General features: G+C 53.2%; 26 protein-coding genes. 8 read left to right on the forward strand and 18 right to left on the reverse strand.

Annotated elements, in window-relative coordinates:
* Positions 1-8: 8 nt before the first annotated feature.
* The 6 genes from H8L32_RS14245 to H8L32_RS27985 all read right to left on the reverse strand — a co-directional run bounded on the left by H8L32_RS14245 (position 9) and on the right by H8L32_RS27985 (position 7,331).
* Positions 9-815, reverse strand: coding sequence for an ABC transporter ATP-binding protein (locus H8L32_RS14245; protein ID WP_186947892.1), 807 nt, complete (start codon positions 813-815; stop codon positions 9-11).
* Positions 815-2,632, reverse strand: a complete 1,818-nt coding sequence (locus H8L32_RS14250) for a branched-chain amino acid ABC transporter ATP-binding protein/permease (RefSeq protein WP_186947893.1) — start codon at positions 2,630-2,632, stop codon at positions 815-817. The genes H8L32_RS14245 and H8L32_RS14250 overlap by 1 nt, the downstream gene beginning before the upstream one ends.
* On the reverse strand, positions 2,632-3,687 hold the full coding sequence (locus tag H8L32_RS14255) for a branched-chain amino acid ABC transporter permease (protein WP_186947894.1): 1,056 nt from the start codon (positions 3,685-3,687) through the stop codon (positions 2,632-2,634). The genes H8L32_RS14250 and H8L32_RS14255 overlap by 1 nt, the downstream gene beginning before the upstream one ends.
* 99 nt (positions 3,688-3,786) lie before the next feature.
* The gene (locus H8L32_RS14260) at positions 3,787-4,950 is read right to left on the reverse strand and encodes an ABC transporter substrate-binding protein (RefSeq protein ID WP_230412207.1); all 1,164 of its coding nucleotides are present in this window, start codon (positions 4,948-4,950) and stop codon (positions 3,787-3,789) included.
* A gap of 291 nt (positions 4,951-5,241) precedes the next feature.
* A complete protein-coding gene (pabB, locus tag H8L32_RS14265) occupies positions 5,242-7,125 on the reverse strand; it encodes an aminodeoxychorismate synthase component I (protein ID WP_329605187.1) in 1,884 nt (627 codons plus the stop codon).
* Positions 7,126-7,202: 77 nt separating this feature from the next.
* The gene (locus H8L32_RS27985) at positions 7,203-7,331 is read right to left on the reverse strand and encodes a hypothetical protein (RefSeq protein ID WP_268977628.1); all 129 of its coding nucleotides are present in this window, start codon (positions 7,329-7,331) and stop codon (positions 7,203-7,205) included.
* A gap of 41 nt (positions 7,332-7,372) precedes the next feature.
* On the opposite strand from H8L32_RS27985, the gene H8L32_RS14270 reads away from it, so the two are divergent.
* Entirely contained in the window at positions 7,373-8,677 is a 1,305-nt protein-coding gene (locus H8L32_RS14270; protein WP_186947895.1) for a sensor domain-containing diguanylate cyclase, read from the forward strand.
* Between the two features lie 81 nt (positions 8,678-8,758).
* Here the strand turns inward: H8L32_RS14270 and H8L32_RS14275 are convergent, their stop codons facing one another.
* From H8L32_RS14275 to slmA, 3 genes are all read right to left on the reverse strand, one after another.
* Complete coding sequence (locus H8L32_RS14275; protein WP_186947896.1) at positions 8,759-9,229, reverse strand: Mpo1 family 2-hydroxy fatty acid dioxygenase; 471 nt, start codon at positions 9,227-9,229, stop codon at positions 8,759-8,761.
* 99 nt (positions 9,230-9,328) lie between these two features.
* Positions 9,329-10,099, reverse strand: coding sequence for a helix-turn-helix transcriptional regulator (locus tag H8L32_RS14280; RefSeq protein WP_186947897.1), 771 nt, complete (start codon positions 10,097-10,099; stop codon positions 9,329-9,331).
* 126 nt (positions 10,100-10,225) lie between these two features.
* Positions 10,226-10,801, reverse strand: a complete 576-nt coding sequence (gene slmA, locus H8L32_RS14285) for a nucleoid occlusion factor SlmA (RefSeq protein WP_186947898.1) — start codon at positions 10,799-10,801, stop codon at positions 10,226-10,228.
* Between slmA and H8L32_RS27585 the strand changes: the two genes are divergently transcribed.
* Positions 10,800-10,964 (forward strand): hypothetical protein, encoded by a 165-nt coding sequence (locus H8L32_RS27585; RefSeq protein WP_222619354.1) that lies wholly within the window; start codon positions 10,800-10,802, stop codon positions 10,962-10,964. The genes slmA and H8L32_RS27585 overlap by 2 nt on opposite strands.
* Positions 10,965-10,998: 34 nt before the next feature.
* On the opposite strand, the gene H8L32_RS14290 is transcribed toward H8L32_RS27585, so the two are convergent.
* Together H8L32_RS14290 and argB are read right to left on the reverse strand one after the other, a co-directional pair.
* Complete coding sequence (locus tag H8L32_RS14290) at positions 10,999-11,700, reverse strand: pyrimidine 5'-nucleotidase (protein WP_186947899.1); 702 nt, start codon at positions 11,698-11,700, stop codon at positions 10,999-11,001.
* 34 nt (positions 11,701-11,734) lie between these two features.
* The gene (gene argB / locus H8L32_RS14295) at positions 11,735-12,667 is read right to left on the reverse strand and encodes an acetylglutamate kinase (protein WP_230412208.1); all 933 of its coding nucleotides are present in this window, start codon (positions 12,665-12,667) and stop codon (positions 11,735-11,737) included.
* 99 nt (positions 12,668-12,766) lie between these two features.
* Between argB and H8L32_RS14300 the strand changes: the two genes are divergently transcribed.
* Genes H8L32_RS14300 through H8L32_RS14320 form a run of 5 tightly spaced genes read left to right on the forward strand, consistent with a single transcriptional unit; the run spans position 12,767 to position 15,002 of the window.
* The gene (locus H8L32_RS14300; RefSeq protein ID WP_230412209.1) at positions 12,767-13,345 is read left to right on the forward strand and encodes a sigma-70 family RNA polymerase sigma factor; all 579 of its coding nucleotides are present in this window, start codon (positions 12,767-12,769) and stop codon (positions 13,343-13,345) included.
* Between the two features lie 13 nt (positions 13,346-13,358).
* Complete coding sequence (locus H8L32_RS14305; protein ID WP_186947900.1) at positions 13,359-13,601, forward strand: zf-HC2 domain-containing protein; 243 nt, start codon at positions 13,359-13,361, stop codon at positions 13,599-13,601.
* Positions 13,598-13,831, forward strand: coding sequence for a cysteine-rich CWC family protein (locus tag H8L32_RS14310; RefSeq protein ID WP_186947901.1), 234 nt, complete (start codon positions 13,598-13,600; stop codon positions 13,829-13,831). The genes H8L32_RS14305 and H8L32_RS14310 overlap by 4 nt, the downstream gene beginning before the upstream one ends.
* A gap of 25 nt (positions 13,832-13,856) precedes the next feature.
* The gene (gene folE / locus H8L32_RS14315) at positions 13,857-14,564 is read left to right on the forward strand and encodes a GTP cyclohydrolase I (RefSeq protein WP_186947902.1); all 708 of its coding nucleotides are present in this window, start codon (positions 13,857-13,859) and stop codon (positions 14,562-14,564) included.
* A gap of 12 nt (positions 14,565-14,576) precedes the next feature.
* Positions 14,577-15,002: a BLUF domain-containing protein gene (locus H8L32_RS14320; RefSeq protein WP_186947903.1), complete on the forward strand. Its 426-nt coding sequence runs from the start codon at positions 14,577-14,579 to the stop codon at positions 15,000-15,002.
* Positions 15,003-15,027: 25 nt separating this feature from the next.
* On the opposite strand, the gene H8L32_RS14325 is transcribed toward H8L32_RS14320, so the two are convergent.
* The 4 genes from H8L32_RS14325 to H8L32_RS14340 all read right to left on the reverse strand — a co-directional run bounded on the left by H8L32_RS14325 (position 15,028) and on the right by H8L32_RS14340 (position 17,580).
* On the reverse strand, positions 15,028-15,567 hold the full coding sequence (locus H8L32_RS14325; protein ID WP_186947904.1) for a LemA family protein: 540 nt from the start codon (positions 15,565-15,567) through the stop codon (positions 15,028-15,030).
* Positions 15,568-15,713: 146 nt separating this feature from the next.
* Positions 15,714-16,364: a BON domain-containing protein gene (locus H8L32_RS14330; RefSeq protein WP_230412210.1), complete on the reverse strand. Its 651-nt coding sequence runs from the start codon at positions 16,362-16,364 to the stop codon at positions 15,714-15,716.
* A complete protein-coding gene (locus H8L32_RS14335; protein ID WP_186947905.1) occupies positions 16,357-16,953 on the reverse strand; it encodes a phosphoheptose isomerase in 597 nt (198 codons plus the stop codon). The genes H8L32_RS14330 and H8L32_RS14335 overlap by 8 nt, the downstream gene beginning before the upstream one ends.
* Before the next feature lie 228 nt (positions 16,954-17,181).
* On the reverse strand, positions 17,182-17,580 hold the full coding sequence (locus H8L32_RS14340) for a YraN family protein (protein ID WP_186947906.1): 399 nt from the start codon (positions 17,578-17,580) through the stop codon (positions 17,182-17,184).
* Positions 17,581-17,697: 117 nt separating this feature from the next.
* Between H8L32_RS14340 and rsmI the strand changes: the two genes are divergently transcribed.
* Complete coding sequence (gene rsmI, locus H8L32_RS14345; protein ID WP_186947907.1) at positions 17,698-18,615, forward strand: 16S rRNA (cytidine(1402)-2'-O)-methyltransferase; 918 nt, start codon at positions 17,698-17,700, stop codon at positions 18,613-18,615.
* A gap of 43 nt (positions 18,616-18,658) precedes the next feature.
* Here the strand turns inward: rsmI and H8L32_RS14350 are convergent, their stop codons facing one another.
* Genes H8L32_RS14350 through mrdA form a run of 3 tightly spaced genes read right to left on the reverse strand, consistent with a single transcriptional unit; the run spans position 18,659 to position 22,886 of the window.
* Positions 18,659-19,780, reverse strand: coding sequence for a septal ring lytic transglycosylase RlpA family protein (locus tag H8L32_RS14350; protein ID WP_186947908.1), 1,122 nt, complete (start codon positions 19,778-19,780; stop codon positions 18,659-18,661).
* Complete coding sequence (rodA, locus tag H8L32_RS14355) at positions 19,777-20,886, reverse strand: rod shape-determining protein RodA (RefSeq protein ID WP_186947909.1); 1,110 nt, start codon at positions 20,884-20,886, stop codon at positions 19,777-19,779. The genes H8L32_RS14350 and rodA overlap by 4 nt, the downstream gene beginning before the upstream one ends.
* Positions 20,887-20,888: 2 nt before the next feature.
* The gene (mrdA, locus tag H8L32_RS14360; protein ID WP_186947910.1) at positions 20,889-22,886 is read right to left on the reverse strand and encodes a penicillin-binding protein 2; all 1,998 of its coding nucleotides are present in this window, start codon (positions 22,884-22,886) and stop codon (positions 20,889-20,891) included.
* Between the last annotated feature and the right edge of the window lie 65 nt (positions 22,887-22,951).

Consider the following 22,951-nt stretch of genomic DNA (forward strand, 5'->3'; position numbering starts at 1 on the left):
CTCCTTTTTCAATGCGTTTTTTTTGCCAGCCCCAGATACGTATCAATCACTCGCTGGTCATTCGCCAGTTCGGCGGCCAGGCCTTGCAAAGCGATCTGTCCGGTTTCCAGCACATAGGCATAATCTGCCACCTGTAGCGCAGCGCGGGCATTTTGCTCGACCAGCAAAATGGCAACACCGGTTTGCTTGAGTCGCTGGATGATGTGGAAGATTTCCTTGACGATCAGAGGGGCAAGACCGAGGCTGGGTTCATCCAGCATCAGCAATTGCGGCTTGGCCATCAGGGCGCGCCCCAGTGCCAGCATCTGGCGTTCACCGCCAGACAGGGTGCCAGCTTCCTGAGTACGTCTTTCCTTCAAGCGCGGGAACAGGTCAAATACAACCGGCAACTGGTCTGCATAATTTTTTTCACCTGCCTGGTAACGGCGATAGCTGCCCAGCAGCAGATTATCTTCTACCTTCATGCTGGCGAACAATTCCCGTTTTTCCGGCACCAGTGACATGCCCTGTGCAACCCGGGTTTCTATGGCGACGCCGGCCAGGTCTTTATCTGACAACAAGATTTGGCCACGCAGGCTGCCATTCGCCGGCAGTGCGCCAGCAATCGCGTTGAGCATGGTGGATTTGCCGGCACCATTGGGGCCGATCACAGTCACGATCTGTCCGGCATCGACCTGGATGTTGACGGCTTGCAAGGCTTCGACCTTGCCGTAAAAAACCTGCAAGTCCCTGGTCTGCAACAGGCCAGGTTCGGTGGATGAAGTCACTGGAATGACCGGCTCTTCCGGCAAGTCTGTAGAAATTGGCGTCGTCATCAGTCTATCCCACCCAGATATGCTTCCAGCACGGCCGGATGCTGTTGTACTTCTTGCGGCAAGCCTTCGGCGATCTTGGTGCCGAATTCCATCACCACCAGATGATCAGTCAGGTTCATCACAAAATCCATGTCATGTTCAACCAGTAAAATACTCATGCCTTCATCGCGCAGCTTGCGCAGCAGTTCTGCCAGTTCCTGTTTTTCCTTGTAACGCAAACCGGCTGCCGGTTCATCCAGCAACAGCAACGTCGGGTCACAGCACAGGGCGCGGGCAATTTCCAGGATGCGCTGTTGCCCCAGGGCCAGGCTGCCTGCTTCTTCTTGCATCAGGTGGGACAGGCCTACCCTTTCCAGTTGACGCTGCGCTTCTGCCAGCAGGGAATTTTCTATCTTGCTGTCACGTCGCAAAATACTCGACATCACTTCCATCACATCGCCACCCTTGGCGCGCAAATGGGCGCCGATAGCGACGTTTTCCAGCACACTCATGCTGGCCAGCAGGCGCACATGCTGGAAGCTGCGGCCTATCCCCAGTTTGACAATCTCGCGTGACGGCAGGTTGCCGATATCGCGCAACTGGCCCTCACTATAAAAACGGATGGCACCACCGCTCAACGGCAAGACCCCGGTCACCAGATTGAACATGGTCGATTTACCGGCACCATTGGGACCAATCAAACCAACGATCTGCCCGGCACTGACGGTAAACTGCATATCATTGACAGCCACCAGGCCACCAAACTGTTTACGGGCCTTGTCAATTTCCAGAATGACGGTATCAATAGCAGGCTTGGTGCGCGTATTGAGGACGGCAGCCCCCGGTTTGACCTGTATGCCCTTGTCTTCTGGCAGCCAGGCAGCAAAAATACGCCTGGTCCAGCGTGCAAGATACGGCCATACGCCATCACGTGCCCTTTGCAGCAGCAATATCAGCAAGACACCAAAAACGATGACTTCAAAATTGCCGTTTGCACCCAGCAAGACCGGCAAGATGCTTTGTAACTTGTCTTTCAGCAGGGTCAGCAAAGCGGAACCCAGCAAAGCACCCCAGACATGCCCGGCACCACCCACCACCGCCATGAACAGGTATTCGATACCCTGGTTCAGACCAAAAGGAGTAGGGTTGACGGCACGTTGCAGATGGGCATACAGCCAGCCGGAAATACTCGCCAGCATGGCGGCTATCACGAAGATGATGACCTTCATCCTGGCGGTATTGACACCCATGGCTTCAGCCATGACGCCGCCGCCTTTCAAGGCACGTATGGCGCGCCCGGGGCGGGATTGCAGCAGGTTCTGGATGGCGATGATGGCCAATAACAGGATGACCCAGATCAGCGCAAACATGCTGCGTCCGCTATCCAGTTTGAAACCCGCAAGGGTAATTGCCGGGATGCCGTTCAGGCCATCGTATTTACCCAGAATTTCCATATTGCCGAACAGGAAAAACAATGACAGGCCCCAGGCGATGGTACCCAGAGGCAGATAATGACCGGACAGACGCATGGTGATCATGCCGATGGCAAATGCTGCCACCATGGTCAGTACCAGACCTGCCAGCAAACCCAGCCAGGGTGAATAACCCAGTGCCGTGCACAGATATGCGCTGGAGTAAGCCCCCAGGCCGACAAAGGCTGCCTGCCCGAAAGAAGTCATGCCACCGACGCCGGTCAACAGCACCAGCCCCAGTGCCACGATGGCATACAGACCAATATAGTTGGCCAGGGTGATCCAGAATTCAGGTACCGGCATCAGCGGGAATAACAGTATCAGTACCAGCAATACCCATTTGCCATGTTGGATGAGTGTTTTCATTATTCTTCATCCTCATCATTGTGTTTGCTGTTCAGCGAGCGCCACAACAGGACCGGGATAATCAGGGTAAATACGATGACCTCCTTGTAGGCACTGGCCCAGAATGATGAATAGGATTCCAGCAATCCCACCAGCAGGGCGCCAGCTGCCGCCACCGGATAACTGACCAAACCACCGACAATGGCACCGACAAAGCCCTTGAGCCCGATCAGGAAACCACCGTCGTAATACACCGTTGTCACTGGCGCAATCAGTACGCCGCACAATGCACCCATGGCAGCCGCCAGGGTAAATGCCAGGCGGCCAGCCTTGATGGTCCCGATGCCCACCAGTTGTGCCCCCAGGCGATTGACAGCCGTCGCCCGCAAGGCTTTGCCTGACAGACTGCGTTCAAAATAGAAATACAGGGCAGCGATCAACAAACCAGATACCGCGATCACCACCAGGTTTTGACCGGATATCTGCATGGCGCCAATTTCCAGACGGGCATCACTGAAAGCGGTGGTGCGTGAGCCTTCAGCTCCAAACATCACCAGTCCCAGGCCAGTCAGGGCAAAATGCACGCCGACAGACACGATCAACAATACCAGCGTGCTGGCTTCAGCCAGTGGCTGGTAGGCCAGCCGGTATATCATTGGCCCCATCGGTATCACGATCGCCAGTGCCAGTACGACTTGCGCAAACAAGGGCCATTGCTGTACCGGTACATAACGCGCCAGCAACCAGATGCACAAAGGTGCCAGCACCAGCCGCGCCGCGCTCAGCAGCAGGCTCTTGCCAGCATTATTGACTGGCTGGCTGGCGCGCAGAACGGACCAGGCTTCCTTCATCATGCACAGCACGCCAAAGGCCAGCAACAGGCTGGCAGACTGCGGAAATTTGCCCGACTGTATGGCGGCCAGACTCAGCGCGCCAAAGGCGACGAACTCCCCCTGGGGGATGAAAATGACCCGTGTGACGGAAAATACCAGTACCAGTGCCAATGCCAGCAAGGCATAGATGGCACCGTTGGTAATGCCATCCTGAGCCAGGATGACAGCAATTGAAAAATCCATGGAAACCTGACTTTCTTGGGTATTACTTGAATGTTCTCTCTCGATTCAGATGTCGAATAAAAAGGGAGCCGCAGCTCCCTTCTTTCAGACATGCTGCAATCAGTTGGCCTGACCGTACAGCTTCCATTTGCCGTTCACGATTTGCACCATGACGCGGGAACGCTGATCAAGGCCAAGATGGTCGGTATCGCTCATGTTGACGATGCCGTGCGAGACGGGCAGATTGCTGATGTTTTCCAGTGCCAGACGCAAGGCGGCATGAAACTCCTTGGTGCCAGGCTGGGCTTTCTTCAGGGCGACTGTTGCGGCTGCTTCCAGTAACAGGCTGGCATCCCAGGCATGGCCACCAAAAGTGGACACCGAGCCGACGCCATATTCTTTTTCATACGCTTTCAGGTAACGCAAGGCAGATTTTTTGACTGGATTATCAGCAGGCAATTGCTCGGCCACCAGCAATGGGCCGGCTGGCAACCAGGTACCTTCGCAATCCTTGCCACACACACGCAGGAAATCATTGTTGGCAACACCATGGGTCTGGTAAATTTTGCCTTTATAACCGCGTTCTTTCAGGGTCTTCTGTGGCAGGGCTGCTGGCGTACCGGCACCTGCAATCAACACGGCATCCGGATTGGTTGCCATGATTTTCAGGATCTGCCCGGTCACTGAAGTGTCATTACGGGCAAAGCGTTCATTGGCGACAATTTTCAGTTTGCGCAATTCAGCGATTTTGGAAAATTCCTTGTACCAGCCTTCACCATAGGCATCGGCAAAACCGATAAAAGCGACAGTCTTGATGCCATTGTCATTCATGTGGCCAGTGATAGCCGTCGACATGTGAGAATCATTTTGCGGGGTCTTGAAAACCCAGAAACGCTTGGAATCAATCGGCGAAATAATCGCTGATGATGCCGCCATGGAAATCATGGGGATTTCGTTTTCAGCAGCAACGTCCACCATTGCCAGCGAATTCGGTGTGATGGTAGAGCCGATCAGGATATCGATCTTGTCTTCGGCAATCATCTTGCGCGCATTTTTGACTGCGGTCGTGGTATCGGACGCGTCGTCCAGCACGATGTATTCAACCTTCTTGCCACCAATTTCTTTCGGCAGCAAGGCGAAGGTATTTTTTTCGGGGATACCCAGGGAAGCGGCAGGGCCGGTAGCGGATACGTTCACACCCACCTTGATCTGCGCATAAGCACTGCCTGCCAATACCAGCGACAACATAACTGGCAAAGTCGCCAGTGCGAATCGATTCTTCATGGATAGTCTCCTGTCTTGCTTTTTGTTTATAGAATGTTATTAACCGACCGAGCGGTCGGTTAATTTTTAATCAGTGTAACCTTTCCTATGCTCAGGCACAACATCAGGGTCAATTTTGACGTGCGTGCACAACTCGGCATAGGCGGTAATCACTCTTTATACTTCAGATAAGCGCTCTTTGGCAGCTTTTTCTTATATTTCCAACATGAAATATATGACAGCGTTGCATGCTTGTCGTTTACTGTGGTGTGCACTCAAATCCGTAGTGATCAACTAGCGATCAACTAACTATCAACGCAGCAATTCGACTTCAAAGGCACCACGCAGGGCATTGCACAGCATGATCTTTTCGGCATTCAACAAATCGTCCAGCACCAGACTGGATTCGCGCAAGCCGAATTCCGGGTCGTCCAGCAAGACTGCGCGCATGATCCCCGGCAAGACACCGTCGCTGACGGGCGGGGTCAGCCATACGCCATTTTTTTTCAACAGCACGCTGCTGCGTCCGCCCTCAGTCAGCCTGGCGTTTTCATTGAAGAACAGCATATCAAAAGCCCCCTGTTGCTCGGCAGCCTGCCAGGCGGCATCATACTGCTGGCGTACGCTGCTCTTGTGGCGTAAAAACAGGTCATCGCCGCGCGTTGTTGTAGTCGCCAGCATGACTGTCGGCCTGGCTGGCAGCGGGGATAACACTCCACTGCTCAATTTGATACCCAGTCTGGCATCGATCGCCAGTCGCAACCGGCAGACCTGTGCTGCCGGCAGTTGCTGACAGGCTTCCGTTATGCGCTGCCGTATCAGCGCTTCATCCCAGGCAAAACCAAAATAGCTGGCCGATGCTCGCAAGCGTTGCAGATGGCGATCAATATGGCGGCAGCCATCTTCACGGCTGGCATACATGGTTTCAAACAGTTCAAATTGCGCTGGCAAACCGGTCAGGAAACTGGCTTTCAGATGGCATTCGGCAAATTCTTCCTGCGCCACGCTGTCATACACAATCCCGGCACCGACACCCAGCACCCCACGGCGTACACCGTTGATCTGCGGTACTGATGGCGCCTGCAATTGTAAAGTCCTTATCGGCACCGACAGGCAAAAATCTCCCAGCGCTGCATGGGCTTGCGGCGGGTCAAACCAGCCTATGGCACCGGTGTACAAACCGCGCGCCTCTCTCTCCAGCTCACGAATAATTTGCATGGTACGGCGCTTGGGTGCACCGGTAATCGAACCACAGGGAAAGAGCGCAGTCAGAATCTCGGTCAGGCCCAGGCCATCCCGCAATTGTGCCTGCACCGTCGATGTCATTTGTAACACGCTGGAAAAGCGGCTGACTTCAAACAGGGCGGGGACCGTGACAGAGCCGGTAGCGGCAATGCGGCCCAGGTCATTGCGCAGCAAATCCACGATCATCAGATTTTCTGCACGGTTCTTGCTGTCAGCCGCCAGGGCAGCGGCAAGACGCTTGTCTTCATCGGCATCGCCACTGGCTGCAGCAGTGCCCTTCATAGGTCTGGCCAGCAACTGCCCCTGCTCATGGCGCACAAATAATTCCGGTGAAAATGACAGGACAGCTTCACCATCCGGCATACAAATCAGCGCACCATAAGGCACAGGCTGACGCAGCCGCAAGCGCTGGTACAGGGCCAGGGGTGAGCCATAGGTATCAAAATGCAGGCGATAGGTGTAATTCACCTGATAGGTATCACCCGCTGCAATATAGGCAAGTACGCTGGCTATACCGGCATCAAACTGTGTCGCATCAACATTCGCATGCACACCAGCAATACCTGCAATGTCCCCACTATCAGGCATGGCACCGGCCACCGATTGGGCGCTCAGGAAATCCTGCACCTGTGCCGATGTCAGTACATGGCAGTGCCGGAACAGTAATATCTGGGAAAGTGCCTGCCCAGTACGGGGCGCAATGTCCTGCAACTGCGCCCCGGTTTCATAAGACAGGACAGCCACGGCAAAGCAGCCCTGTTGCAAGGCTGCCTGGGTATCCTGCCATAAACCAGCCCACTCTTCTTTGGAGCGGCAAGACAGCCGGGCTTGCAAGCCCGTGTACAGGCGCGACTGAGCAGTCCGGGCCTGGGCATCGTCAAGCAGGGCAAAACATTCCCCCGCCAGCGGCAAAGGAAAGGGCAAAGCAACATTGTTGGGAAAATCTGACACGCTTTTTCAGGCCAAGGAAGAGATGAGGCGCAGTTTACCCGCAGACGCCGACTTGTGCATGTTCTGGTTTTTCAGCGCTACAGGTAATAGCTGAGGTTATAGCCGAGGTTATAGCTGAAGTGATAGCTGGTCGATGTCAAGATTGTGGCTGGCAACTCCAGCATTTTTATATGACATTGCTGTGCCACAAAGGTATAGTCGCTCATTGACGATTTCTCCTGAACAATTTCGGCCCCGCTTCCCATCCATGCAAAATGCTTTTTTCAGACTGCCACTGGCAAAAAAAATATTTCGCCAGAATCTGATCGTGATGGCAATATCCATGCTGGTCGTACTGTTATTGATGTTGTGCCTGTCTGCTTATCTGATGCTGGCCAGCATACGCACGGAAACCATGTATAAGGCCGATACCCTGGCCAGCAATATGGCTGACGCCATGGCCAGCGGCGATACCCGCCAGCTACAGAATATGCTATTGAACGCCACCAATACCCAGGACATGCAAAGTGCCACTGTGTATGACCGCAATGGCCAGGCCATACTGGCCTGGAATATTCAGGGGCAGTTGATTAAAACCAGCGAGTTCAGCCCGGTTTCGCTGGTCAGACGCCACCGCTCAGAATACCATTCCGGCTATATCATGGCAGTAGCACCTATCACCAGCGGCAGCACTGTCATTGGCCAGGTGCTGCTGTATGGCAGCAGCCATCCACTGCATCAGCATATGCTGATTTTTCTGCTGGCAGGAGGGCTCATTTCTGTGTTGATGACGGTCGCAGCGGCTTACTGGCTGACACAAAAACAGCTACAGGAGCTGCATCCCGTCATGGCCCTGAGTGTCATTGCAGAAAAAGTCTCGACCCTGGGTGATTACAGCCTGCGTGCACCGCAAGATCCCGAGCATGATTTTGGCAGCCTGAACATGCATTTCAACCTGGTGCTGGCGCGCATGGAGGCCTGGGAAAATGATATGCAAAGTGAAGCCCGCGAACGCCGCGAGGCCGATAGCCGCCTGGCCATACTGAACAATCACGACAGCCTGACCAAATTACCAAACCGCCATTATTTCCACAGACTGCTGACCAATTGCCTGGATGACGCCGTCGCCAGCGATGAACTGGCAGCCCTGATGTTTATTGACCTTGACCACTTCAAGGGCCTGAGCGAAAGTTTTGGTTATGATGCCGGCGACCTGATCCTGACAACCATGGCCAACCGCCTGTGCGCAGTCTTGCGCAGCACCGACACCCTGTGCCGCGTGGATGGCGATGAATTTGCCGTCATCATGCCGCAGGTGGGTAATCTGGATGTGGTAAAAACCCTGGCAGAACGCCTGGTGCAGGCGATTCATCAACCAATGACCTTGCGCGGCAAACAAATCGTCATTACCGCCAGCATTGGCGTAGCTTGCTGCCCCCTGCATGCCAGAGAACAACGCCTGTTCCTGCACAATGCCGACGTTGCGCTGAAAGCAGCAAAGGCAGAAGGCCGCAATACCTGGCGCCTGTTCAGTAGCGGCCTGCCGAAATCGTCACCACCCATCCAGGATTAAGCAAGGAGCTGGAACGCAGCTGGGGCGGTTTTACGTAAGTCCGGATCTAAGTCCGAACTTAAGTCCGAACCTAAGTCGTGATTAATACGCAATACGCAAACGGCGATATAAAACACCCAGCACAAACAGCGGGCCTATCAGCAAAAAGCGCAGATCATCAAAGAAAGAAGGTTTCTTGCCTTCTATCTTGTGACCAATGAATTGCCCTATCCAAGCCACGACAAAAATCCCCAGCGAGATTTGCCATACCCACTGCTGCGGTAATTGCGACAATATCCACAACATGCTGGCTGACATGGCCAGCATGCCAACAGCAAAACTGATGGACAGGCTCATGTAATAGATCAGGGATATGACCGTCACCAGCACTGCGGCCAGTGGATGCGCGGCCCAGATCAGCCCCAGAAAAGACAAGACGATGGCGGGTACGCAAACGCAATGTATCAGTTCATTGGTCGGGTTCAGATGACTTTCGCTGTATTTCGCCAATAGCAAGTCTATCTGTCTGGTCTGGGTGGTCTGGGCGGTGTTTGTCGGGTTGCCTGGTTCCATGATGATCTCCTTTGGTTTTATATTGATGCACAGCAGCATGGGCATTCAAAACAGTCCATCTGCATGGCATTGCATATTTGCACTGTCCAGACTAAACCATCAAACAGCATCGCGCTTGAACGCAATCGCCATCCTGTGCAATTCTGAAGGTGCCACTCCCATCATGCTGCGAAAGGTGCGGCTCATATGGGCCAGATCGGCAAACCCGGATTCATGGGCAGCGGCCGTCATGTTTTGCCCTTCGGCGACAAAAGCCACCGCATCCAGCATGCGTGACCACAACAGATAACGCGACAGCGTCATGCCGGTCTGCTGCCGGAATAAATGGGTAAAGCGGCTTTCAGACAAATGCACCTGACGCGCCAGGCTGGCACCTGTGCATTGTTGGTCACCTTGCGCATGGATGTGGGCCAGCGCCTGGCTGATGCGTATATCGTAATTGGTCGTCAACAGACCGTCTGGCAATGCACATGCCTGCCAGGCCAGACGCAACTCGTCTGCGCCCTGCATATCAAGCGTCGCCGCTTTGCTTGCCAGCGTCGCAGCGATAGCGGCAAAGGCCGGATGCTGTCCAAATGCAGCTTGCAGACTGGTAAAGTCGGTCTGACTGGTGCGTGGCAATTCAATGAACAGGTGGGCCAGCATGCCGCCATCGCTGTCGATCTGGTGGCTGCGATTGGCAGCAAAACAGGCGCTACGGGTTTCCGTCCATGGCTGGTCGGGTGACAGCCGTGCACGGAATGGCCGGTCCAATCCATAGCTGAGTTGCAGGGCGAAATGCGCATGCGGCGTGGAATCTATGCCTGGCGAAATCACCAGTGCACAGCCGCGCCACAAGAATAAATGTCCTGGTCGAACCGGCAGTTTCATGGATGCTTAGAGTACTGCATGACAGTCCTGCGGATTGCAGAACACCGTGACGAACGAGTATGGCACCAGCAATTAATCTGTCAAGCCAGTCGCGTCAGGCGACCAGCGCACCGCTACACAACACGGTCAGCGCAGCAACAGCGCGATTTGCATGGGTGCCAGCTCAGTCGGCAATAGTTTGAAACCGGACTTGGCAAAGCGCAGCCAGCGCCCCATCACAAAACTGCACAAGAGATTGGCACGCGCCTGCACTTCGGGTTCTGTCAGATAACCCTGGCTAACGGCCAGACGCAGGGATTGACGGAATGCCATTTCCAGCCTTTCGGCCAGCTGGTTCATGCGTAATTGCAGGCGTTCATCTTCATTCACCAGCGCATCACCGATCAGGACACGGGTCATACCGGGATTTTTTTCGGCAAAATTCAACAACATGCCGCTGATGGACTGCGCCTGCATCAAGCCCTGGTCCTGGGATTCGCAAATCTGGTTGATCAATCCGAAAATCGAGGCTTCGATGAATTCGATCAGGCCTTCAAACATTTGGGCCTTGCTGGCAAAGTGGCGATACAGTGCCGCTTCTGACACTTCCACCCGGGCTGCCAGGGCTGCCGTAGTGACTTTTTCACCCTTGGGATGCTCAAGCATGGCCGCCAGCGTCTGGAGGATTTGTAATTTTCTTTCGCCGGGTTTGGTGCTTGCCATGTTTTTATCAGTAAGAAGTAAATTAAGAGATGCCAGTGTTCGAATACGCGAATCAGATTCTGACAGACAACATGCCATCGCTGCCGCAGCGGATTTTAAAGACTGGCCTGCAGCTAAGCAATCCCCTTGCCAGCATTCTGTGTCTGAAACAGCAAAAAAATGAAGCTTCTGCTCAATCTGATGCAGAACGCCGGGGATCAGCGCGCAACCAGGCGATAGCTTTGGCGCGGTAGTTGCATGACTGATTTTACTTTCACATCGGCACAAGCAGCAGATTTTTTCAGTTGATGGGCCGGAGTGTAACCAGTTATCCACACCGTACGCAGCCCTTCCCGCTTGGCGGCACGCAGGTTTTCTATGCTGTCTTCCACCAGAACACAGTCAGATGCTCGTTTGCCATAGGTAGCCAGAAGCTTGCGCAGGTAGGGACGCGAGGGTTTGGGCTGTAGCTGACCATGCACGCGCATGGCTTCTACCGGTATATGGGCATCAAAATGACGATGCAGACCCATGTGCCGGAGCACCCGCCCCGAATACGCACGCGGCGCATTGGTCAGCAGAATTTTCTTGCCCGGCAAGCGGCGTAGCAGCTTTTTCAGGCCACGCTCATACCTTATCATGCTGCCAAGGTCGTCGAAATGATGCACTTCATGCAAAAACTCATCGGCCCTGACACCATGGTGCCTGACCATGCCCAGCATGGTGACGCCATAGCGCGCATAGTATTGCTGCCTTATGGCATTCACCGTGTCAGGATCTGCCGGTGTCTCACCATCACCCAGCACACGTGCCAGGAAGGCATTCATATTACGGCTGATAGCCGGAAAAATCGCGTGCGACGCATTGTGCAGGGTATTGTCGAGATCAAACAGCCACAGGGGCGCGGAGCGTCTTCGCATCAGGCTGACACTCCGCCTGCCAACAAGCCAGCCATCAATGACTGCGTATCATGGTGCCGAAAGCTTGTTCGGTCAGCACTTCCAGCAGCAGCGAATGTTCAATGCGGCCATCAATGATATGCACGGTGTTCACGCCAGACTTGGCTGCATCGAGTGCCGACGAGATTTTTGGCAGCATACCGCCGGAAATCGTGCCATCGGCAAACATTTCATCAATTTCACGTGCAGACAAATCGGTGACCAGATTGCCCTGCTTGTCGAGTACACCAGGGATATTCGTCATCATGATCAGCTTTTCAGCCTTCAGGATTTCAGCAATCTTGCCAGCGACCAGATCGGCATTGATGTTATAAGCCTGGCCATCTTCACCAAAACCTATGGGTGAAATGATGGGAATGAAGGCATCGTCCTGCAACGCTTTGACTACCGCCGGATTGATTGCATCAATTTCACCAACAAAACCGATGTCGAGCATGGCACCCGGATTTTCACGATCCGGCATCATCATCTTGCGGGCACGGATCAGGCCACCGTCTTTACCAGTCAAACCCACAGCCTGACCACCATAATGATTGATCAGCATGACGATATCCTGCTGGACTTCGCCACCAAGTACCCATTCAACCACTTCCATGGTTTCTTCATCAGTAATACGCATGCCCTGGATGAAGGTACCCTGCTTGCCCATTTTCTTGAGCGCATTGTCAATTTGCGGGCCACCACCGTGGACCACGACAGGGTTCATGCCTACTAGCTTGAGCAGGATGACGTCACGGGCAAAGCCATGTTTCAGACGTTCTTCGGTCATGGCATTACCGCCGTATTTGACGACGATGGTTTTGCCGTGGAATTTACGGATATACGGTAGTGCTTCCGCCAGGATTTCGGCCTTGATGGCCGGCTCTACGCCAGCCAGTTTATCTTCGGCTGCAGGGGTTTCTGCCGTGTTAGCATTCAAATCACTCATAATGACGGTATCCTGAAGGTATCATAGGGAAAGTTTTTTAATATCCCCGAATTTTACAGGAATTGCAGCGAAAGCTTTTTCAATTCCGTCACGAAACTTATGTCATCCCTTATGCCATCGATTACCGACCTGCATCAACAGCTGGAAACCTTGCGTCCCGGCCTGTTTCGCTTTGCACAATTGCAATTGCGTAATGAAAGCGCTGCCGAAGATGCTGTTCAGGAAACATTACTGGCTGTGCTGGAAAAACCGGACAGCTTTGCAGGCAATTCTTCATTGCGTACTTACGTCACCGGTATACTCAAGTTCAAGATCATCGACCATCTGCGCAGCCTGAAAAAAGAAAAGCCGCTGGAAACAAAAGAAGACGAGTCCGAAGACGACCTGATAGATAGTTTATTTAATGCCAATGGCCACGTCATCGGCAATCCTCCCAGCTGGGGTGCGCCAGAGGCGGCTTTACAACAAAAAGATTTTTTCCGCGTACTGGAAGTCTGCCTTGAAAATTTGCCTGCCAAGACGGCCCGGGTCTTCATGATGCGCGAATGGCTGGAACTGGAAACAGAAGAAATTTGTAAGGAATTGGAACTGACCACGTCTAATCTTTGGGTAGTACTGTATCGCGCACGTCTGCGGCTGCGCGAATGCCTGGACCTGAACTGGTTCGGCCACAAGTAGCAGAGGAAAACATATGCAATTATTTATCGCTTGCAAACAGGCGCACCAGCTTATTTCGGAAGGTATGGACCGGCGACTCAGCCTGTCTGAACGTAGCAAATTGAAAATGCATTTGGCTATCTGCCACTATTGCACCAGTTTCAATGGGCAAATGTCCTTCATGCGCAAAGCCGTGCGGCAATCTGCCTTGCGGACGCTGTCGTCGCCAGAGACGGGCAATCGTCCGGACCAGGACCATCAGGATGGTAGCAAATGAGTATTTGTCCTCGCTGCCAGACGGCATTCACTTGCGCGATGGCAGACCAGACCGGCCAGGCTTGCTGGTGTACGGCCTTGCCGCCTATCGCGCTGAGCAGTTTGCCTGACGGTAAACTGAAGGTCGATGCCAGTTGTTTTTGTGCTCAATGCCTGCCGCAATGGAAGGCTGAGCGTGAGGCGCTGTCAGACCGCACAAACAACGCTGATCCGGCAATTCAGTTACCATAAGCCTTTTATATCTGGTTATTTCAGCATGTCCAACGATACGCCCCTTGCTTACACAGCCGTCAATGTCCCGGTTTCACAGCGCATCCGTGAACGTATCACGGCCAGCAAAACGCGCTTTCACGCCAACGACAATATTGCCAATTTCATCGAAGCTGGCGAAATGGAAGAGTTGCAGGCCGAGGTGGAAGAAAAACTGCGCGCCGTCCTGGAAAGCCTGGTGATAGACACTGAAAGCGATCACAACACGCAGGACACTGGCAGACGTGTGGCAAAAATGTTTATCCAGGAAGTGTTCAAGGGTCGCTATGTGCCCATGCCTGCCGTCACCGAATTCCCGAACGCCTCGCATCTGAACGAGTTGATGATCATCGGCCCGATCACGGTACGCAGTGCCTGCTCGCATCATCTTTGCCCGATTATCGGCAAGGTCTGGATAGGTGTCATGCCGAATGAACATTCGAACCTGATTGGCCTGTCGAAATATGCGCGTATCGCCGAATGGGTCATGAGCCGCCCACAGATACAGGAAGAAGCCGTGGTGCAACTGGCCGATGCCTTACAGGCAAAAATGCAACCTGACGGTCTTGCCGTGGTCATGGAAGCAGATCACTTTTGCATGCATTGGCGTGGTGTCAAGGACATGGATGCGGCCATGATTAACAGTGTGATGCACGGTTCCTTCCTCAAGGATGCGAATCTGCGTCGTGAATTTTTATCTCTGATCAAACGTTAACCGGGATTGACCATGCTAGTACGCCTACTTTATGCCAGCCGCGCTGTTGACGATAAAATCTGCGACATGGTGCAATCCATTGTCGGTCAGTCGCGTTTGCACAACCCACAATTTGGCATCACCGGTGTGCTCTGTCACAGCGATCAGGTCTTCATGCAGGTACTGGAAGGCGGTCGTGATGCAGTCAATACGCTGTACGGCCATATCCTGCGCGATCCTCGCCACACGGATGTGATTTTGCTCGATTATGAAGAAATCATTGAGCGCCGTTATTCAGGCTGGACCATGGGTCAGGCCAACATGGGGAAAATCAATCCCTCCATACTGCTGAAATATTCACCTTTGCCGGTGCTGGACCCGCATCGCATGTCAGGCAAGATCCTGCTGGCACTGATCGATGAATTGATGGCAACCGCATCCATCGTTGGCCGCACTTAAGCATGCGGTGTCATCGCTGACCTGCTTACAGCAATGCACCGGCACGGAAAAAGAACATCCTTGCAATCACGGATCCAGGCATCTGTTCAATACTGATGTTGTACTGCATGACGCTGTCATTGTAGGCCTGGCGTGAAAACACGATTTTGCTTTCAGTACTGCTCAGCTCTTCGCTCAGTTGCATCATGTGCGGGTTGGTCCTGAGATCTGGATACGATTGCGATAAAGCATACATTTTTCCCAGGGCGGCGATCAGTGCCACTTCGGCAGCTGCCAGTTGCTGTACGGCGCTGGCTTTGGATGGATCTGCACTGACCTTGCCAATGGCGGTCACGGCAAGATTGCGTGCGCCGATGACGGCCTCCAGCGTTTCACGCTCATGCTTCATATAGCCTTTGGCAACTTCGACCAGGCTGGGTATCAGCTCATAGCGTTGTTTCAGGCAGGCATCAAGCGGTGAAAACGCAGCCTTGAAATGATTGCGTGCACAGATCAGTCGGTTGTAGGCGCCAATCACCCAAAATACCAACAGGGCGGCAACGATCAGCAATACCAATGCGAACATGGTGTCTCCTGTCAGGGATGGAAGGCAGCTACATGTGGGCAGGAAGATTTGCCGGCGCAGTTTCATGCACTACAGCAAGAACACTGCGCCTCCTTTCAAAAAAACAAGACCGACAACATGTCGGTCTTGCTCGCTTAAAATTTCAGTTAATTTTTATTTTCTGTCTTGTTGGGCGTGGCCTGATATTCTTTCCATTCCGCTTCAGTAATGTATTCAAATACCTTCACCACTTTGCGCACACCGCTGATGCTGCTGGACAGATCGGCTGCCAGATTGCCTTCGCGTTGTGTAACCCTGCCCATGAGATAAACGACACCGGCTTCAGTAACGACCTTGATGGCATTCGCCTGCACCTCTTTGTTGTCCACGAAAGTCGCTTTGACCTTGGTGGTCAGCAGCGTATCGTTGGAGCGTGCAGCAAAGTCTGACGAACTGGCAACCTGCAGTTCATTCATGACTGAAACAACGCCTTCTACAGCGAGCATTTCGCGCTCTGCTGCGGCCTTGGCATTTTCATCCACCACTTCACCGGTCAGCAAAACGCGACGGTTAAATGAATTGACGTTGACATGGCCATTTTTGCCCAACAGACGCGAGACGCGGGTCTCGCCTTTGATGACAATCGCCTTGTCTTCGGTCTGTGCACCAAAAGTGCGGCGGTCAGTTGCGGCAAAGGTACCGACTACCGCACTGCCAACCACCATTTCCACGCAGCCTTGCAGGCTCATGGCAGCAGCACAGCACAGTCCAACCATCGCCATGGGACGGGCGAACTTGTTCCAGTTTTTTTTACTCATCTGCATCACCTCCGAATAATGCGGCATCTATGCCGTCACACAAACAATGTATGGTCAATAAATGGACTTCCTGAATACGTGCAGTACGCTCATGCGGTACGCATATGTGTACATCTGCATCGGTCAGGATATTCCTGACCTCACCACCGCCCTTGCCAGTCAGCGCAATTACACGCATGTCCCGTTCAAGCGCGGCGTTAACGGCATTCACCACACTGGCAGAATTGCCAGAAGTGGACAGAGCCAGCAAAATATCGCCAGACTGGCCGAATGCCTGTACCTGCTTGGAAAACACTTCCTGAAAGCTGTAATCATTCGCCACAGCAGTCATGATGGACGTGTCGGTCGTCAATGCCATGGCCGGTAAAGGCAGGCGCTCACGTTCGAAACGTCCTACCAGTTCAGCTGCAAAATGTTGACAATCAGCGGCGGAACCGCCATTGCCACAGGCAAGTATCTTGTTACCGTTAGACAGCGCCAGGAACATGAGTTCCACGGCCTGTGAAATAGGCAGAGCCAGTTCGGCAGCCGCCCTCATCTTTAATTCGGCACTTTCCTGAAAGTGCGCCAATATGCGTTGGTTTGTCATAGTGCGTCAAATTATACGGCAGGCCGGGCCTGACGAAGCAATTATCGCAAATCCCTGGGTGCCACCGGTACTTTACCGCAAGGGAATATGCGGGATGCTCATGTCACCATTACGAAACGACAGATGGATGCAATCTGAAAATATTCAGGCAGAAACGAGGTTTTGTTACCTGTTTTTTTGCTTATTTGTTGCTTATTAATGGCACTTGTCGCCATTTTTAACGATTCTTCAGGCCACAATAATATTTTTCAACCAGTTGATGCTGTCACCATCAATGGCAATCAAATCAAAACGACAGGCTGCCTGCGATTTTTTTGACAGCAGATACACCTGCGCCGCATGTACCATACGTCTTTGTTTGGCAGGCGTGACGCTGGCGACGGCACCGCCAAACTGCATGGAGCTACGCTTTCTGACTTCGACAAACACCAGTGTTGGACCATCTTGCATGATCAGGTCAATTTCCCCGCCCTTGCAGGAAAAATTTTGCATCACCAGCTTCAAGCCCGCTTTTTGCAGATACAGCAAGGCCTGATTTTCGGCTTCATCTCCACTGCGGCGGCGACTGGTACGGCGGTCATCCTGTTGCTGGCCAGCTTTGTCTTCGGCGGTCAGGGTAGGTCTCATTGGCGTACAATCCCGATTAATTGATTTGTTAAACATGAGCGGCTGCAATGCCCGGCCCCATTAGCAATGGGTCACACCAATTGCAGCCATCTACCCTATGCACAGGAACGCGCGCGCATGACCACGACTGACAACGCACTGTTCACAAGTGCCAGCATCATAGAAACAGTAACCCGGCAAAATTATCCGGCCGGTACATTATATGTAGTCGCCACGCCAATTGGAAATGTGGCGGATATTTCTTTGCGCGCACTGCATTTGCTGTCCCTGGCAGATGCGATTGCCTGTGAAGATACCCGCAATACAGCGCAGTTGCTGGGGCGTTACGGCATCAGCAAACCACTGATCGCAGCCCATCAGCATAATGAACGGGAAGTGGCCGAGAAAATCCTGCAACGCCTGCAGGCCGGCGAACGCATCGCCCTGGTATCCGATGCCGGCACGCCCGGTGTTTCTGACCCCGGTGCCAAAATCGTCGATGCCATCAAACTGGCAGGTTTGCCTGTCACACCACTGCCGGGTGCATCGGCGGCTATCAGCGCCCTGTCAGCCAGTGGCCTGATCCACGACCGGTTTTATTTTGTCGGTTTCTTACCAGCCAAGGCCGGTCAGCGCGAGAGCACGCTACGTGAAGTAAGTAATGTCGCTGCCAGCCTGATTTTTTATGAAGCACCACATCGCATCATCGAATCAGTGCAAGCCATGTTGGCGATGTTTGGCCCGGCACGACGCATCGTGCTGGCGCGTGAAGTCAGCAAACTGTTTGAAGAAATCCATCGTTGCCCACTGAGCGAAGCTGCCGCCTGGCTGGCAGCCGACAGCCACCGTGAAAAAGGTGAATATGTGATCCTGATTGAAGCCGCGGTTGCGGCAGAAGATGATCAGCAGACCGAAGCCCGGCGCGTACTGACTATCCTGCTGGAAGAATGCTCGGTCAAACAGGCAGCATCACTGGCGGCACAATTGACGGGACAAAAGAAAAACGCCCTGTATCAACTGGCACTGGAAATGAAACAGGATGCAGAAGAGAGCTGAACCTGCTCTCTTCCTACCCAGCTCTTCCGACTCTTCACACAGCCTAGCGCTGTACTACCAGAGGGCGACCCACACCCAGTTCACCGGCCTGGGCAATCGCAGCATTGGCTTCAGACCGGCTATTGAACGGGCCGCTGACCAGACGGTAAAGGCTACCCTGCTGGACGATATCAAAGCCCGGCAGCAGGCTGGTGGCCCGGCCCTTCAGATGACCCATGATGGATTCAGCATTGGCGCGTATCGCATAGGCACCAAACTGTATGTAATAGGCACTGCCCGCCGCTGCCACCTGGGTGACTGGTGCCGGTAATTTTTCTACCGGGCGGTTTTCCTGCGCTGCCAACAATTCTTCCATGGTCATACTGGCGGCTTTTTCTGCTGGCCGCGTGACGACGTCTTCCCGTATCGACGCTGGTGGCAGCACCGATATGGGTGTCGATATGGGCGCATTGGTGGCAAGCACAGTGACCGGTCTTGCTGCTGGCTGGTTCTTGCGGTTTTCTGCCATTCGCTCTATATCGGCTGGCAACAGGCGTTCCACTTCGATCTGGGTACTGCCCTTGCCAATGACATCCAGCTTCAACGCAGCGGTGTATGACAGATCAATAATGCGGCTGGCATGGAAAGGCCCGCGGTCATTGATACGTACGATAATCTGCTTGCCGTTATTTAAATTGGTGACCCGTGCATACGAGGGAATCGGCAGGGTAGGATGGGCAGCGGTGATTTTATACATGTCATACAGCTCACCGGAAGAGGTCTTCTGCCCATGGAATTTCTTGCCGTACCAGCTGCCTATGCCACGCTGTACAAAGGGTGTATTGTTATCTGCTAACGGGGTATAGGTTTTACCAAAGATCACATAGGGTTTATTACCCGAACGGGAAAAATCTTCCACCATGGGTATCGGGTCGACCGTGTTTTCCAGCCCTTCTGGTATGTTATCACCCGGACCGTCATCCTTGTAATAAGCACCTTTTCCGGAACCAGCCTTGGGCGCCGTCGTGGTCTGATTGGTGGTAGACGGTTTGGTACTGGTAGCCGGACGCTGATTATCGGCAATGATGACATGTTGTTTCGGTGCGCTGCCGCAGGCCGCCAGCAAGACCAGGCTGGCGGACAGCAGGCTGCCCTGGCGGAATTTTTGCGTCCAGACTGTTTTCATGTCTGCACCAGTTTGCGGTTACGCTGCACACTCATCATGATCCCCAGGCCCATGCCCAGGGTTACCAGGGCTGTGCCGCCATAACTCATAAAGGGCAAGGGTACGCCGACCACAGGCACAATACCGCTTACCATGCCCATGTTCACAAAGGCATAGGTGAAGAATATCATGGTCACGGCACCAGCCATCAAACGTGCAAACATGGTAGGTGCATTCGCGGCAATCATCAGGCAACGTATGATCAATAGAAAATACAGACTGACCAGGATCACATTGCCGACAAAACCAAACTCTTCAGAGAAAACGGCAAAAATGAAATCGGTGGTATGTTCAGGGATGAACTCGAGATGAGACTGGGTACCTTTCAAATAGCCCTTGCCATGCAGTCCTCCCGATCCGACGGCAATGGTGGACTGAATAATGTGAAAACCTTTGCCCAGCGGATCGCGGTTCGGGTCCAGCATGGTCAGGACGCGGTCACGCTGATAGTCATGCAGCATGGGCCAGACCACGGTAGGCACGATCACCGCAACAGCAAGACTCAGTGATATCAAAAACTTCCAGGACAGCCCGGCCAGAAACACAACGGTAAAACCGGCCGCGACAACCAGCATGGCAGTTCCCAGATCAGGCTGCTTGGCAATCAGTGCCACCGGTATGCCCAGGATGACGGAGGCAATCACAAAATCGCGCCAGCGTAAGGCCCCTTCGCGCTTCTGAAAATACCATGCCAGCATCAGCGGCGTAGCGATCTTCATCATCTCGGATGGCTGTATGGTCATGCCGATGTTGATCCAGCGCCTTGATCCTTTTTTAACCATGCCGAAGACAGCAACCGCCAGTAACAGGGCAATGCCAAAGGTATAGATGGGAATGGCAAAGCGCATCAGGGTTTGTGGCGGCACGTTCGCCATGATCCACATGATGACGAAGGAAACCAGGATGTTCCTCATCTGGTCTTCCACCCGTCCCGGGAAATCAATACCGGCCGAGTACAGGGTGATAATGCCGATGGACATGATCAGGAAAATCAGAATCGCCAGCGTCGCATCAAATACCAGGATGTGCGAGCGGATAAAATGCCAGTTAATGCCGCGTTTTTGCATAATCAATCCTTATTGCCGCTGGTTTCACCACCGGGCTTCGGTCCCGGATCTGGCTCGGCAGGCGCTTTTATTTCTGCATCGGAACGGTACAGGGCCATATCGCTCTGGGATTTCGGTACCGGTACATGTTCTTTACTGTCTTTGTCCTGCGGACGTTTTCCCAGCAGATAATAATCCAGTGCCTTGCGTACGATAGGGGCTGCCGCTTCAGACCCGAAACCACCATTTTCCACAATAATCGCCACCGCAATCTTGGGTTTGTCTGCCGGGGCAAATGCAATATACAGTGAGTGATCCACGTGGCGTGCCGTCATGCGTTTGGCATTGTAGGTTTCACCCTTCTTGATACCAACCACCTGCGCCGTACCAGTCTTGCCGCCGGATACATATTCGGTATTCATAAACACTTTGGCCGATGTACCTTCCTTGGTGACACCGACCATGGCATTCTTGATGAAGTCGATGTTTTCCTGCTTGAGCGGGATACGGTAACTTTCCTTGGGTACGGTCAAGGTACGCTGGCGGCTTTGCGGGTCTTCTGTCATTTTGACCAAATGCGGTTTCATGACCACGCCGTTGTTGGCCAGCGTCGCGACAGCATGGGCCATTTGCAAAGGTGTAAAAGTATTTTGCCCCTGCCCGATACCCAGGGAAATGGTGTCGCCCAGCACCCAGCGTTTTTGCTCCGGCTTTTTAAATGCCGCACGCTTCCATGCGGTTGAAGGCAGCAAGCCGGTACGTTCATGTTCCAGATCAATGCCGGTCTTTTGTCCAAAGCCAAACGGTGCCATGAAGTCATGCATGACATCCACGGTCAGATCATTCGCCAGCATGTAGTAATAGGTGTCGCAGGATTGGACAATGGAGCGATACATGTCCACCATGCCATGCCCACCCGGTTTATCATCTTTAAAAGTATGGTTACCGAAAGTGAAATAACCCGGATCGGCAATTGCCTGCGTCGTTGTACGCTTGCCCAGTTGCAGTGCAGCCAGTGCCATGAAGGGCTTGTAGGTAGACCCTGGTGGATAAGCCCCGGTCAGTGGCCGGTTCAGCAGGGGCTTGTCTTCCGAGGTATTCAATTCATTCCAGCTTTGCTGGTCAATTCCTTCGACAAACAGGTTGGGGTCATAGGTGGGTTTGGACACAAAAGCCAGTACATCACCGGTTTCCGGTTCTATTGCCACCAGTGCGCCACGGCGTTCGCCGAATGCTTCTTCTATGATTTTCTGCAGTTCTATATCAACGGACAGAATCAGGTTTTTTCCTGAGGTCGGTGCAGAGCGCGACAGTACCCGGACAGCACGCCCACCGGCTGATACTTCGACTTCTTCAAAGCCGGTATTTCCGTGCAGGATTTTTTCGTAGCTTTTTTCCAGCCCTTCCTTGCCTATGTAGTCTGTACCATTGTAGTTGGCGGCATCTTCCATCTCATCGATGACCTCGGCATCTTTGGGGCTGATGCGACCGATATAGCCAATGACGTGGGATGCAGAATCCCCCTGAGGATACTGACGAAACAGGCGCGCCTGGATATCGACACCGGGGTAACGAAAACGCTGCGCCGTAAAGCGTGCGACTTCTTCATCGGTCAGACGGGTACGGATGGGCAGGCTTTCGAAGCTTTTGGAATCTTCCAGCAACTTGCGAAAACGCTTGCGGTGCTTGGGTTGTATATCGACCAGTACGGCCAATTGGTCGATCAGGACATCCAGGTCCATGCGGATTTTGGACGGGGTGATTTCCAGCGTATAGGCAGAGTAATTACGTGCCAGGATAATGCCATTGCGATCCAGTATCAAACCGCGATTGGGCACTACGGGTACGATGTCGATACGGTTTTCATCTGCCAGCAGGGCATAGTCGTTGTGCTTGATGATCTGCAGCCAGACAAAACGTGAAATTAATGCGGCAAAACACAGAAACACGAATACGCCGATGAAAAGCAGGCGCATGCGGAAATAATGTAATTCGCGTTCCGTGTTCTTGAGTTCGGTCATAGGGTCAACGTGGGACTAACTTTACAGATGCAATACAGCAGACAGCTCAGGCAGGTCAGACAATA

It is taken from the genome of Undibacterium hunanense (assembly GCF_014284335.1).
Taxonomy (GTDB): Bacteria; Pseudomonadota; Gammaproteobacteria; order Burkholderiales; family Burkholderiaceae_D; genus Undibacterium; species Undibacterium hunanense.